This is a genomic window from Nocardia sp. NBC_00511, assembly GCF_045161165.1.
GTDB lineage: Bacteria > Actinomycetota > Actinomycetes > Mycobacteriales > Mycobacteriaceae > Nocardia.
On sequence record NZ_CP107849.1, the window covers coordinates 4213322 to 4226948 of the forward strand.

General features: G+C 69.3%; 12 protein-coding genes. 3 read left to right on the forward strand and 9 right to left on the reverse strand.

The features are described from left to right. Positions 1-39 precede the first annotated feature (39 nt). From mraY to OG300_RS19885, 9 genes are all read right to left on the reverse strand, one after another. Entirely contained in the window at positions 40-1116 is a 1077-nt protein-coding gene (gene mraY / locus OG300_RS19845) for a phospho-N-acetylmuramoyl-pentapeptide-transferase (RefSeq protein WP_405498077.1), read from the reverse strand. After that, entirely contained in the window at positions 1113-2597 is a 1485-nt protein-coding gene (murF, locus tag OG300_RS19850; RefSeq protein ID WP_405498079.1) for a UDP-N-acetylmuramoyl-tripeptide--D-alanyl-D-alanine ligase, read from the reverse strand. The genes mraY and murF overlap by 4 nt, the downstream gene beginning before the upstream one ends. Then, positions 2594-4261, reverse strand: a complete 1668-nt coding sequence (locus OG300_RS19855; protein WP_405498081.1) for a UDP-N-acetylmuramoyl-L-alanyl-D-glutamate--2,6-diaminopimelate ligase — start codon at positions 4259-4261, stop codon at positions 2594-2596. Before OG300_RS19855 ends, murF begins: the two co-directional genes overlap by 4 nt. Before the next feature lie 142 nt (positions 4262-4403). Further along, complete coding sequence (locus tag OG300_RS19860; protein WP_405498083.1) at positions 4404-6362, reverse strand: peptidoglycan D,D-transpeptidase FtsI family protein; 1959 nt, start codon at positions 6360-6362, stop codon at positions 4404-4406. Positions 6363-6399: 37 nt separating this feature from the next. Next, positions 6400-7086 (reverse strand): hypothetical protein, encoded by a 687-nt coding sequence (locus OG300_RS19865; protein ID WP_405498085.1) that lies wholly within the window; start codon positions 7084-7086, stop codon positions 6400-6402. A gap of 52 nt (positions 7087-7138) precedes the next feature. Further along, positions 7139-8119 carry a 16S rRNA (cytosine(1402)-N(4))-methyltransferase RsmH gene (rsmH, locus tag OG300_RS19870; RefSeq protein ID WP_405498087.1) on the reverse strand — a complete coding sequence of 327 codons (981 nt, stop codon included), beginning with the start codon at positions 8117-8119 and terminating at the stop codon, positions 7139-7141. Positions 8120-8348: 229 nt separating this feature from the next. Next, on the reverse strand, positions 8349-8780 hold the full coding sequence (gene mraZ, locus OG300_RS19875) for a division/cell wall cluster transcriptional repressor MraZ (RefSeq protein ID WP_405498089.1): 432 nt from the start codon (positions 8778-8780) through the stop codon (positions 8349-8351). 463 nt (positions 8781-9243) lie between these two features. Next, positions 9244-9672, reverse strand: coding sequence for a DUF3040 domain-containing protein (locus tag OG300_RS19880; protein ID WP_405498091.1), 429 nt, complete (start codon positions 9670-9672; stop codon positions 9244-9246). A gap of 125 nt (positions 9673-9797) precedes the next feature. Continuing rightward, complete coding sequence (locus OG300_RS19885; protein WP_405498093.1) at positions 9798-10238, reverse strand: SAV_6107 family HEPN domain-containing protein; 441 nt, start codon at positions 10236-10238, stop codon at positions 9798-9800. A 183-nt stretch (positions 10239-10421) separates the two neighbouring features. On the opposite strand from OG300_RS19885, the gene OG300_RS19890 reads away from it, so the two are divergent. From OG300_RS19890 to OG300_RS19900, 3 genes are all read left to right on the forward strand, one after another. Continuing rightward, a complete protein-coding gene (locus OG300_RS19890; RefSeq protein WP_405498095.1) occupies positions 10422-11033 on the forward strand; it encodes a GNAT family N-acetyltransferase in 612 nt (203 codons plus the stop codon). Positions 11034-11086: 53 nt separating this feature from the next. After that, positions 11087-12640, forward strand: a complete 1554-nt coding sequence (locus tag OG300_RS19895) for a phytoene desaturase family protein (RefSeq protein WP_405498606.1) — start codon at positions 11087-11089, stop codon at positions 12638-12640. Between the two features lie 187 nt (positions 12641-12827). After that, the gene (locus tag OG300_RS19900) at positions 12828-13583 is read left to right on the forward strand and encodes a carotenoid biosynthesis protein (RefSeq protein WP_405498607.1); all 756 of its coding nucleotides are present in this window, start codon (positions 12828-12830) and stop codon (positions 13581-13583) included. Positions 13584-13627 lie beyond the last annotated feature (44 nt).

Genomic DNA, 13627 nt, shown 5'->3' on the forward strand with positions numbered 1-13627 from the left:
GATCGCAGGACCCTCGGAGAATGTTCGGACATTGCTCACTCACCCTGCCGCAGAGAGGTATTCGCTGTAGAACAGACCCAGACCGATCGCCGATGCCATGCCGGCGAGTAGCCAGAACCTGATGATCACCGATGTTTCGGCCCAGCCGCTCAATTCGAAATGATGGTGGAACGGGGCCATCTTGAACAATCGGTTACGGGTGGTCCGGAAAACCGCCACCTGCAGGATCACCGACGCCGCCTCGGCGACGAAGAGCGCGCCGATCACGATCATCAGCAGTTCCGTGCGGGTGGTGATGGACAGGCCCGCGAGCATGCCGCCCAGCGCCAGCGATCCGGTATCGCCCATGAAGATCTTGGCGGGCGCGGCATTCCACCACAGGAAGCCGATGCACGCGGCACCACCGGCGGCGCACACCAGCGCCAGATCCAGCGGATCGCGCACGTAGTAGCAGCCCGCGATGGCGCGCGTGGAGCACGAGTTACGCCACTGCCAGAAGGTGATGATCATGTACGCGCCCAGCACCAGGCTCATGGAACCGGCCGCGAGACCGTCCAGGCCGTCGGTCAGGTTGACCGCGTTGGACCAGGCCACCACCACGAAGCAGACGAACGCCAGGAAGATCACCACGCCCATCGACATGGTGGAGATGTCGCGGGTGTAGGACAGGTGCTTGTCGCCGGGCGTCATGCCGTGGCTGTTCTTGAATTGCAGTGCCAGCACGCCGAACACGATGGCGGCGGTGAGCTGGCCGATGTACTTGCCCGCCGCGGTCAGGCCCAGGTTGCGGCCCTTGCGCAGCTTGATCAGGTCGTCGAGGAAGCCGACGCAGCCCAGCGCGGTGGCCAGGCCCATCACCAGCAGGCCCGAGGCCGAGGGGCCGGGCTCGCCGTAGGTCATCGAGATCAGGTGCGAGCCGAGGTATCCGGCCCACATGCCGATGATGATGGCGACGCCGCCCATGGTGGGGGTGCCGCGCTTGGCCTTGTGGCTCTCCGGGCCGTCGACCCGGATCTCCTGTCCGAAGCCCTGTTTGGCGAAATAGCGGATCACCACGGGCGTCAGCAGGATGGAGACGGCCAGCGCGATGGCGGCCGACAATAGGATCTGGGTCATCGCGCGGCCTCCTGCGCGGCATCGAGAAGATGCTCGGCAACCGTCCACAGGCCAACGGATTTCGAGGCCTTCACCAACACCACGGCGCCGGGTTCGAGTTCCGCGTCGAGCAGCGCGATGGCCGTCTCGATATCGGGGACGTGGATCGCCTCCTCACCCCAGGAACCCTCCTGCACCGCACCCTGGAACAGGGCGCGCACCGGGCGGCCCGCGCCGACCACCACCAGGCGGTCCACGTCCAGGCGCACCACCAGGCGGCCGATCCGGTCGTGTTCGAGCACGGATTCCTCGCCCAGTTCACCCATTTCGCCGAGCACCGCCCAGCTGGGGCGCGGGGTGTCCCCGGCGCGGGACATGGTCACCAGCGCCTTGAGGGCGGCGCGCACCGAGTCCGGGTTGGCGTTGTAGGAGTCGTTGACGACGGTGACGCCGTCGGCGCGGGTGCGCACGTCCATGCGGCGCGCGGACGCGGCGGTGGCCCCGGCGAGCGCGGCGGCGACGGTGGCCAGGTCCGCACCCTGCTGCAGGGCGACGGCGGCCGCGGACAGCGCGTTGCCGACCTGGTGTTCGCCGTGCACGGCCAGCTGGACGGCGACGCTCTCGCCGCCGTGGTGCAGGGTGAAGCCCGCGCGGGCCTGGTCGTCGAGCACCACGTCGGTGGCGCGGATGTCGGCCTCGCCGGAGAGTCCGACGGTCACGACGCGGGCGCGGGTGCGGGGAGCCATCCCGGCGACCAGATGGTCGTCGAGGTTGAGCACCGCCACCCCGTCGGCCGGAAGCGCTTCCACCAGTTCACCTTTGGCCTGCGCGATGATCTCGCGGCTGCCGAACTCGCCCAGGTGCGCGGTGCCCACATTGAGCACCACGCCGACATTGGGCGGCGCGATCTCGGTGAGCGCCTTGATATGTCCGGGTCCGCGCGCGGAGAGCTCCAGCACCAGGAAGCGGGTCGAAGCGTCGGCGCGCAGCGCGGTCCACGGGTGGCCGAGCTCGTTGTTGAACGAACCGGGCGGGGCCACAACGGATCCCAACGGCGCGAGCACCGCGGCCAGCAGGTCCTTGGTGGAGGTCTTGCCGGAGGAGCCGGTCACGCCGACCACGGTGAGCGTGCCCGCGGCGACCAGTCGCTCGACGCTGGCGCGGGCCAGCGCGGCCAGCGCGTCGAGCACCGCCGCGCCGGAGCCGTCGCTGTCGTGGGCCAGTGCGATGGCGCGGGTGTTGCCGGGGCGCGGCGTCACCACGACGGCGGGCACCCCGACCGGCCGAGCGGCCAGCACCGCGACCGCGCCCTGCGCGACCGCCTTGGCCGCGAAGTCGTGGCCGTCGGCGTGCTCACCCGGCAGCGCCAGGAACAGGTCACCGGAACCGATTCGGCGCGAATCGAATTCGGCCGATCCGGTGACCTTCGCCTCGGGGTCCGCGACGTCGTGCAGCGTGCCGCCCACGACCTCCGCCAGCTCCCGCAAAGTCATCTCGATCATGAATGCGTCAGGTCCCTCGTCTTTTCCGACAGGGCGGCCGCGAGTACCTCGCGGTCGTCGAACGGCTGCTTCACGCCTGCGATCTCCTGCCCTGTCTCATGTCCCTTGCCCGCGATCAGCACCACGTCACCGGGTTGTGCCCAGTCGACGACGGTCCGGATCGCGGCCGCCCGGTCCCCCACCTCCCGGACCTCACCTCGTTCCGCGCCCGGGACCGTATCGGCCCCGGCGAGCACGGCGGCGCGAATGACCGCCGGATCCTCGCTGCGCGGATTGTCATCGGTGATGATCGTCAGGTCCGCGCCGCGTGCCGCCGCCGCCCCCATCAGGGGCCGCTTCCCGGCATCGCGATCACCGCCCGCACCGACCACCACCGCCAAACGTCCCGCCCCCTGGTTGGTGATCCACGTGCGCAAGGTGGCTACGACCGATTCGATCGCCGCCGGTTTGTGCGCGTAGTCCACCACGGCCAGGAAATCCTGGCCTCGATCCACCCGTTGCATGCGCCCGGGTACATCCACTTCGGCGAGCGCCGCCGCGGCGACGCTCGCATCCACTCCGGCCGCCGCGCACACCGCCACGGCCAGCAGGCCGTTGGCGACGTTGTACGCGCCCGGAAGCCGCAGTCGCACATCCACATCGACGTCCGGCCCCGCGGCGGTGAACTCCTGGGTGCCGCCCGCCCCGGCCAGGGCCGTACCGGCCCGCCAGTCGGCCGAAATCCCGGCCCGGGTCGCCACCGTGCGCAACCGGCCGGTGGTATCACCGGATTCGCCTGCGAGGCAAGCGGATACGTCACCGGCCAGGCGCTGCCCCCACTGATCGTCCACGCAGATCACCGCGGTGTGCGCGGCGACCGACGGGCCCGCGTGCGCGGCGGTGGCCGCGTCATCGGGAATGAACAGGCGGCGCTTGGCGGCGAAATAGTCCTCGAAGTCGCGATGGAAGTCGAGGTGGTCCTGGGAGAGATTGGTGAACGCGCCGACCGCGAAATCCACGCCGTCCACCCGGCCCAGCGCCAGCGCGTGACTCGACACCTCCATGACCACGGCCTGCACACCCTGCTCGACCATGAGCGCGAACATGGCGTGCAACTGCGGGGCCTCGGGGGTGGTGAGCGCCGAGGGCACCCGGTTGCCGCCGATGCGGGTCTCGATGGTGCCGATCAGCGCGGTCCGCAGCCCCGCCGCCGCCAGACCCGTCTCCACCAGATACGAGGTGGTGGTCTTGCCGGAAGTGCCGGTGATACCGATGATGCGGAGTTTGCGAGACGGGTCACCGTAGAGGGCCGAGGACAATTCGCCGAGCACCGACCGCGGGGCATCGTGCACCAGCACCGGCACCCCGATCGCGCCGATGACCTCCGCGCCCGCCGCATCGGTGAACACCGCGACCGCGCCACGCTCGACCGCGTCGTGCGCAAACCGCGCGCCGTGCGCCTGCGATCCGGCCAGACCGGCGAACAGATCCCCCGGACGCACCGCGTTGGAGCGCTGCTCGATCCCGGTGACCTGCACATCTTCCACCGGCACCGACGACGGCAGCGCTCGCGCCCCCGTCAACTCGGCAACCGTGCGCAGGGTGGTCGCCGCGTTGGTGGCGGGCCTGAGATCCTGCGGGCTGGACTGCGCGGGCACGAAGCTCCTCTCCGGGATGGCTGTCATATCGATGAATCCGACCAAAGGACTCGGATCGACGAGTCAGGTTACCTGTGTTCGATCGCCGGACTCGCGGCACGGCGCGGTTCGGTCACCCGCCGGTGCACACGCCGGTGGCGGTGTACGTCACGACCATCCGTCCTCTGCTCTAACTCGCCTGCAGAATCAGCTGTTTGGCGGGCGGCGAGGGCGGAATGCGATCGCGCTGCAACAGCCACGAGGCGATGCTGTGGAACAGTGGCGCGCTCGATCCACCACCGCTGCCGTCGGAGCTGCGCACCGGCGCGTCCAGCATCATGCCGATCACATAGCGCGGGTTGTCGGCCGGGGCCATTCCCGCGAACGTGATCCAGTAGCGGTCGCTGGAATAGCAGCGGCACTTCGGATCGATCTGCTGCGCGGTGCCGGTCTTACCGGCCACCTGATAGCCCTCGATCCCGGCCGGGGTGCCGGTGCCGCTCTGGATGCCGCGCGGATCCTTCTGCACCACGGCCTCGAACATCTGCCGCAGTGTTTGCGCCGTCTGCGGGCTGACCACCTTGACGCTGTCGGGGGCCGGCTCCTCGGTGCGGGTGTGGTCGGGGGCGATCTTGGCCTTCACGATGCGTGGCGGTATCCGCACGCCGTCGTTGGCGATGGCCTGATACATCGAGGTCATCTGCAGGGTGGTCATCGAAAGACCCTGGCCGATGGGCAGGTTCGCGAAGGTGGAACCCGACCACTGATCCCGGGCGGGCAGCACGCCCGCGCTCTCACCCGGCAGGCCGACACCGGTGCGCTGACCGATGCCGAACTTCTTGACCATGTCGAACCAGCGGTCCTCGCCGACGCGCTGCGCCAGCATCAGCGTGCCCACGTTCGAGGACTTACCGAAGATGCCGGTGGTGGTGTACGGCGCGACGCCGTGCTCCCACGCGTCGTGCACGGTGACACCACCCATATTGATGCTGCCCGGAACCTGGTGCACCTCATCGGGAGTGGTGACGCCGTATTCGATGGCGGCGGCCGCGGTGACGATCTTGTTCACCGAACCCGGCTCGTACACCTCCTGCACCGACGGGTTGCCCAGATCCGAGGTCGACCAGAACTGCGGTCCCATACCCGGATTGAAGGTGGAGTCGTTGGCCATGGCCAGCACCTGACCGGTCCGCACATCCAGCACCACGGCCGAGGCCGCGCCCGCGCCGGAGAGATCCTTGGCCTGCTGCACCTGCTGCTGCACGTAGTACTGCAGATCCGAATCCAGGGTCAGCTCAACGCCGTAACCGTTCACGGCGGGCTGGCGGTCGCGCCACGAACCCGGGATCACCGCGCCGTCGGAACCGCGGTCGTAGGTGAGGGAACCGTCCGAACCGGCCAGCAGCGCGTCCATCGACGACTCCAGGCCGATCTGACCGTGCCCGTCCCAGCCGGTCGCGCCGATCACGTTGGCGGCCAGCGAGCCACCCGGATACTCGCGCATGTCCTGACGTTCCGCGCCGACCTCTTTGTACTTCAGGCTGATGTCGGCGGCGACCCGCGGATCCACGTTGCGCACCAGGTACACGAACGGATCGTCGCTCTTCAGCTTGTCGAGAACGTCCTTCTCGGGCGCGTCGTTGCCGAGCTTGTCGTGGATGTACTTGGCGATGTCGGCCAGCCGGTCGTCCGGGTTGGGCGCCGTCTTCGGCTGCGCCGCATAGGCGTCGGCCAGATCCTTGCGCACCCGCACCGGCTGGAAGGTGAGCGATTTGGCGGCGATGGTGAAGGCCAGCGACTTGCCGTAGCGGTCCAGGATGGGGCCGCGGGTCGCCGGATCCGGCAGGTTCACGGTGCGCTGACTGGCCGCCTCGGCCGACAGTGTCGGCGCGGAAACCGCCTGCACCCAGAGCAATTGGATGGCGGCCACCGCGAGCGCGACCAGCATCACGAGGCGACCCGCCCCGAACCGGAAGCGTGTCGAGGCGTCCGGGCCCGGAGCGGGCCGTGGTCTGGACTGCCGTCCCGGTCCCGAACCGGCTCGGCCCGAATCGGTTCGAGCCCGGCCGATGGCCGCCGCCCGCGACCGGCCCGAGTCGGACCGGCCCCGGCCGGTGTCCCGCCCGCGCCCGGCGCGGGAAGGGCTCATGCGTGGACTCCCGACCCGGCGAACGGGCGGCCCGCGCTCATCGCGGGGCTCCGTTCGCCTGGACCTGCGGGTTCTGCGGCACCGGCAGCGCCGCCGAAGTCTGCGGTGCCGGAACCGGATTGGCCGGGGTGGTGGTCGGGGCCGCGGGCGCGGTGGTCGCCGGGACCACCCGCTCGCCCTGGCTCTGACCGGGCTTCGGGACCGCCGACGGCGCGGCCGGGGTGGTGTTCAGCGGCGGCACCGGATTGCCCTGCGCGGGAAGCGGATTGCCGACCACGGTCACCGAACCGTCCGGAGCGACCAGCAGTCGGGCCGGATCCTTGGCCGGGATCATGCCGAGTTCCGCGGCGCGCTGGGCCAATTCGGGCGCCGAGTCCGCGCCCGCCACCTCGCGCTGCAGTGCGTCACGTTCGTCGGAGAGCACCTGATTGGCCGCCCGCTGATCACCCAGCCGATAGCTGTCCTCGGTGGCCCGGGTGGTGAGCAGCAGGGTCAGCGCCAGGCCGCAGCCCAGCAGCGCGATGATGCTGGCCACGAACGGCATTCGGCCACGCGGGATCCGATCGCTGCGGCGGCCGCGCCGCACCCCCGGAAGTTCGCTCCCGCCTTCGCGATTGCGCCGCTTGGCGTAGGCCCGCTGCGCCGCACCCGATTTCACGCGTTCGGCGGCCTGCACGCGCCGAGCCCCCCGGCCCGCCGCCTTCATCTGCGTCCGAATGGTCATAGGGCGACCCCGATTTCGGTCCGCCACCCTGGTATCCGACGTCGCCGTGCCTTCATGACCGGTCCTCCCCTGCGATCCGTTCGGCCGCCCGCATGCGCACCGGGGTGGCCCGCGGGTTTTCCTCGATCTCCTGCTCGGTCGCCTTCTCCGCGCCGCGGGTCAGAATCCTGAATTCCGGTCCCATGCCCGGCAATTCGACCGGCAGATCGATCGGTGTCCGGGACGCCGACCGCTTGGCCAGCTCCATCTTCACCACCCGGTCCTCGAGGGACTGGTAGCTCATGACACAGATGCGGCCGCTCGGCGCCAGCGCGTCCAGCGCGGCGGGCAATGCCGCCTCCAGAGATTCGAGCTCCCGGTTGACCTCCACCCGCAGCGCCTGGAAGGTCCGCTTGGCAGGATGACCGCCGGTGCGGCGGGCCGCGGCCGGAATCGCGTCGTAGAGCAACTCCACCAGCTGGGCGCTGGTGGTGAACGGGGTGCGCTGCCGACGGCGCAGCACCTCGGAGGCGATCTTGCCCGCGAACCGTTCCTCGCCATAGGTTTTCAGCACCCGGGCCAGCTCACCGTGACCGTAGGTATTGAGGATGTCGGCGGCGGTGGGGCCGGTGCTGGAATCCATCCGCATGTCCAGCGGCGCGTCGACGGAGTAGGCGAAACCACGATCGGCCTCGTCCAGCTGCATCGACGACACGCCCAGGTCCATCAGGATCGCGGCGACCGAGCTCTTGGCGGGCAACCCGGCCTGCTCGAGCGCGTCGGCGATGCCGTCATAGCGGGTGTGCACCAGGGTGATTCGGTCCTGGAACGGGCGTAGTCGCTCACCGGCCAGCTTCAGCGCGGCGGTGTCGCGATCCAGGCCGACCAGGCGGATGTTGGGGTAGGTCCGCAGGAAGTATTCGGCGTGACCGCCGAGCCCGAGCGTGCAGTCCAGGTACACCGCGCCGTCGGAATGCAGTGCGGGACCGAGGATTTCGTCGGCTCGATGCAGGAGGACCGGAACATGGCGGGGGCCGTCATTGTCTCGGTGCACTCGGACCTCCCGGAATTCCTGCCTCACGTCATTCGCACGGCCGCACGGGTCGCTTGCGATTCGGACTTTCACTGACCGTGCCGATACCGAAAGTTGTCGATACCGAAGACGTTTCAGTGCTAAGGCCAATGCCCCGTGGTCTCTGACCGAAGCACCGCACCTGGCGTTGGGGAAGTACGTCAGGGTCGGTGTCGGGCAGAGGCCGCAGGGCACTCGCCTCGCTGCGGGGTTAGAAAATCCCGCCCAGCGACTCGTCTCTGGCCTGCGAGTAATCCTCCTCATTTTCGGCGAGGTAGGAATCCCACGCCGTCTTGTCCCAAATCTCGAGGAAGTCGACCGAGCCGATCACCACGCAATCCTTCGAGAGATTGGCGTAGCGGCGGTGTTCGGCCGACAAGACGATCCGGCCCTGTGCGTCGGGCCGCTGCTCATCGGTGGAAGCCGCCAAGGCCCGGACGAATGCCCGAGCCTGCGGATTGGACCGGGAAGCAGCCGCGGCTCTCCGCGCGAGCGCGGTGAACTCGTCCTTGGGGTATACGGCAAGGCTGTGGTCTTGTCCCTTCGTGACCATCAACCCTCCCGCCAGCTCGTCCCGGAACTTCGCAGGCAACGTCAGTCGCCCTTTGTCGTCCAGTCGTGGGGTATAGGTACCGAGAAACAAGACTCGCCACCTCCTACCGGATCACCCTCTCGACTGTTCGGCCTCCTGTAGTGCGCGCTCCACATTACCCCACTTTCCCCCACTTTCAATCGAAAGCGTCGGTGATCTCGGTCCCCGCTTGGCGAACTTCGCAGGTCACACCAGCTATCACGGAGGTGGGGAAGATTTCGCGCAGTTCCCCCGACACGCGCGACGCGCGCCACGGAGCCCTCGACAACAGCCAGCAAACCCGCAGATAGCGCCCATTTCCGGCGCGCGTGGGTGGGTGTGGGGCACCCCCGTGGGGGGCGGTGGGGAATCTTGGAAACATCCGACACGCCGAGACCCGACCAACAAGAAACGCCGTGGCGCCACACTTGAAATCGGTGTGGCGCCACGGCGTGTCGCGTTCTTGTTCAGTTGTCGCCGTCTTGTCGCCAAGTCGGGCGAGCGATCTCCGCCCGGCTCGCGCCGGACGGGTGGATCAACTGTCCTGTTCGAACCGCTTGCGGAAACGGTCTTCCATCCGCGCGGAGAACCCGCCCGGCTTGCGCTGTTTGCCCCGGCCGGAACCGGGAGCGCCGCCGGAAGCGGGATGTGCGTCACTGCCGCTACGAGCGGCCGGCGACCCCATCTTGGGGCCACCGATCAGCAACAGCACGCCCGCGGCGAACATGACCGCGAACCCGACCAGCGAGATGATCGGGAAACCGCCGGGCTTGAACGGCGCCGCGATGCCCGCCACCAATAGAAACAGACCGAGGACGAACAGCGCCGCTGCTTGAAGTCTGCGTCGACCAGTGGCAGAACGTAACCGTCCACCCCGAACAGTCGAGGCGAACTTCGGATCCTCAGCGTAGAGCGCGCTCTCGATCTGTTCGAGCATGCGCTGCTCGTGCTCGGAGAGTGGCACGGTACCTCCCCCGGCACTAGGTGGTGGCTGTCGCCTCCGGGTAGACGACGGATAGCCGACTTCGGCGGCTGTCTAACATCAATAATACGAGTTCCACCAGAGCGCTACCACCTACTCGCCGATAGTCATGCCAGCATTCCGGATGCCCACCCCGTTCCGGGACGCTGCTGGGCCGCGGCTACCAGCAGATCCTCCACGTCATGCAGGAATGCTCCTACCCTGGAAGCGAACTCGTCGGCCCGCCGATCATCGATCGGACGGGGCAATCCGGCCTCCAAGGCGGCCCTGGTTTCGGACTGGCCGGTGAAGTAGTCCGCCCACATCACGAATTCCGGTGCGGCGCGCTGCATCAGCACCCAGGCGTTGCGGGAACGGGCGCGCGGCGCGCGGTCCGCCCCGGTCAGCGCCAGCACCGCACCCGCGCCGCGCAACGCGGCCAGATACGCGGTGCGGAAACGCTCCGCCGGGTCCCGCTCCCCCTCGGACTGCATGAGCAGACCGTCCGCCTTGCGCAGTAGCTCGCCGGCTCGGCCAGGATGGGCCGAACGCTCGATTTTGCCGGTCATCGGGTACCTCCCCACTCGCATACCCCGACCCCACCAGGCATTTCACCCAACGAGAAGATCGAACAGGTATTCGAAGGAATCTCTTGGGTTTGAATATAGAGAGACCCACCGACAAGTTCCGGCGGCCAGCATGGCGCTAGGGTCGAACCCACCGTCCGCGCCAACGAGAGTTGCGTCCAGCCGATGACCGCCGTCACCCCCAACACCACGCCCGCCCCCGTCGTGGTCGATCTGTCGGCCGCCACGATGCGCGCCCGGCTGTATGACGCCCTCGCGGTCTACGTCGCGGCCATGGACTATCCGCGGGGCACCGAACACCAGCGCGCACCCATGTGGACCGAGCACACCACCCGTCCCGGCTGGCAGGCCGTCGCCGCGGTGCTACCCGACGACGAAGGCCACCTCGACCTGCGCACCGCGCCCATCGTGGCCATCGCCTACGGGTATCACGGCGCACCCCACCAGTGGTGGCATCAGCAGGTCTACAGCGGGATGCGGCGCACCGGCTGGCCCGAACACGCGGCGCGCGAACTGCTTTCGGACTACTTCGAACTCACCGAACTGCACGTGCACCCGGCCGCGCAGGGTGGCGGCGTCGGGGAGATCCTGCTCACCCGGCTGCTGCGCAACCGGCCCGAGCGCACCGTGCTGCTGTCCACGCCCGAGGTCGACGCCGAGGCGAACCGCGCCTGGCGGCTCTACCGGCGGCAGGACTTCGGAGATGTGGTGCGGCACTTCATCTTCTCCGGCGACACCCGGCGTTTCGCGGTGCTCGGTCGGCGGCTGCCGCTGTGAGTTCCAGCGACCGGACCCGGAGCATCGCGATCGTCGGCTCCGGGCACAACGCCATGGTCGCCGCCTGCTACCTGGCCCGGGCCGGGCATCGGGTGGAGGTGCTCGAACGCGACACCGTGCTCGGCGGCGCGGTGTCCACCGTTGAGCGCTTCCCCGGGCACCTGGTCGATCGGGGATCCTCGGCGCACATCATGATCCGGCACACCGGGATCATCGAGGAGCTCGAACTCGCGCGCTTCGGACTGCGCTATATCGACTGCGACCCTTGGGCTTTCGCGCCCGCGCCGCCCGGCGCCGAGCAGTCGCCGATCGTGTTCCACCGCGACCTGGACGCCACCTGCGCCTCGATCGCCGCCGCCTGCGGGGAGCGGGACGCGCGGGCCTACCGCCGGTTCGTACAGATCTGGGGTCCGCGCAGCGCCAAGGTGATGCGGGCCTTCTCCGGACCCGCGACCGGTGGGAATCTGCTGCGCTCGTTCTGGGGCATGGATCCCCGCGAGGCGGCGGGCGCGAGCGGGCGTGCCGACGGCGGCGCACTCTCGCGCGAGATGATGCAGACCGGAGACGCGCTGCTGGACAGCCTCTTCGACAGCGAACGACTCAAGGCGGCACTGGCCTGGTTCGGCGCGCAATCCGGACCGCCCATGTCGGAACCCGGTTCCGCACCCATGGTCGCGTTCGCGGCGCTCATGCACACCCTGCCGCCCGGCCGCGCCGTCGGCGGAAGTGGTGCGCTCACCACGGCTCTGGTGGCCCGCTTCGAATCCGACGGCGGCACGGTCAGCGCCGGTGACGCCGCGACCGCGCTGACCCGCGCCGGTGACGGCTGGCGGGTCACCACCGCGAGCGGCCGGAACCTGGTGGTGGACAACGTCGTCGCGGGCTGTCACATCCTCACCACCCTGAACCTGCTGGAGCAGGGCGGTTTCGACGCCGCCGTGCTCGCCGACTGGCGGCGGCGCATCCGCGTCGGCCCCGGCATCGGCATGGTGGTGCGCGCCGCGACCAGCGCCCTCCCCCACTACCCCGGCGCCGAGGCCAGCGAATCCGCCCATGGCCTACAGCTTCTCGTCACCGACCGCCGCGAACTGCGCCGCGCCCACGGCGCCGCCCTCGCCGGTGACCTGCCGCCCCGCCCGGTGGTGCTGGCCATGAGCTTCTCCGCCCTCGACCCGACAATCGCCGCCCCCGGCCAGCATCAGCTCACCCTGTGGTCGCAGTGGCACCCCTACGCCCTCGCCGACGGCACCACCTGGCCCGGTCACGCCGACCGCGAAGCCGACCGCATCATCGCCGAAATGGACGCCCACGCACCGGGATTCGCCGACACCGTGCTGACCCGCCACGTCCAGACCCCCGCCGACCTGGAATCCGAACTGGGCCTGCTCGGCGGCAACGTCATGCACGTCGAGATGTCCATCGACCAGATGTTCATGTGGCGCCCCCTTCCCGAACTCGCCACCCAGCGCGTGCCGGGAGCCCCGGGCCTCTACCTCACCGGCGCTTCCACCCACCCCGGCGGTGGTGTCTCCGGAGCCAGCGGCCGCAGCGCCGCCCAACTGCTGCAACGCGACCTCCGCCCCCGGATCCGCTTCTCCCGTCGATGATCGGCCGACGCCACCGGACCCTGGCCGATTTCGCCCCGAGGTCGCGCCGAGGCACGAAATCAGCGCTCACAGGTGGATATTCGCGTCTACCGAACTGGCGCTCCATGTGGTTGTCGCTGTGACCCGAGGTGAGAAGGTCGCGCGGCTCGGATTCGGGCGGGCCGATCTGGTGTGTGCGGCGCCCGCGATGCTGCTGGTGCTGGTGCAGATCTCGTATCCGCTCACGCACGGGGTGGGGCGGGATCGGGTGACGGTGGTCGTGGTGTTGTTGTCGGCGGCAACGGCTTTGACGCATGCGGCGGTGACGCGCGGGGTGCGGTGGGCGGCCGGGTTGCTGGTGATCGTCTCGGGGATCGGGTTCGGGTCCGAGGTGCTGGGGGTGGCCACCGGGTTTCCGTTCGGTTGCTACGAGTACGCGAGTGGGCGGCTGGGGCCGGAGCTCTTCGAGGTGCCACTGGTGGTGCCGCTGGCCTGGACCGGCGGGTTGTATCCGGTGTGGGTGGTGGCCGGACTGCTGAGTCGGAGTGCGGCGGGGCGGGTTTCGCTGACGGCGGCGGGGGCGGTCGGGTGGGATCTGTTCCTGGATCCGCAGATGGTGGCGGACCGGCAGTGGCAGTGGAGCTCGAGCGTTGCGGGACTGCCGGGGCTGGAGCAGATTCCGGTGATCAACTATCTGGGGTGGTTCGGGGTGGCACTGGTGATGGCTGGGTTGCTGGAGATCTGGGATCGGACCGCGCCGGATACCGGGGCGGCGCGCTGGGTGCCGGTGGCGGTGTTCGGCTGGACCTGGCTGGGGTCGACGCTGGCGCACGCGGTGTTCCTGGGGCTGCCGGTGTCGGCGATGTACGGGTTCGCGGGGCTCGGTGTGCTGGGGATTCCGCTGGTTCGGGGGCTGAACGCCCGTCGAATCACGCTGGGGCACCGGGGGCATGGCACGATGTGAGCCGTGCAGCCGAGTCCGATCATGTCGACAGCAGGGGAAACGCT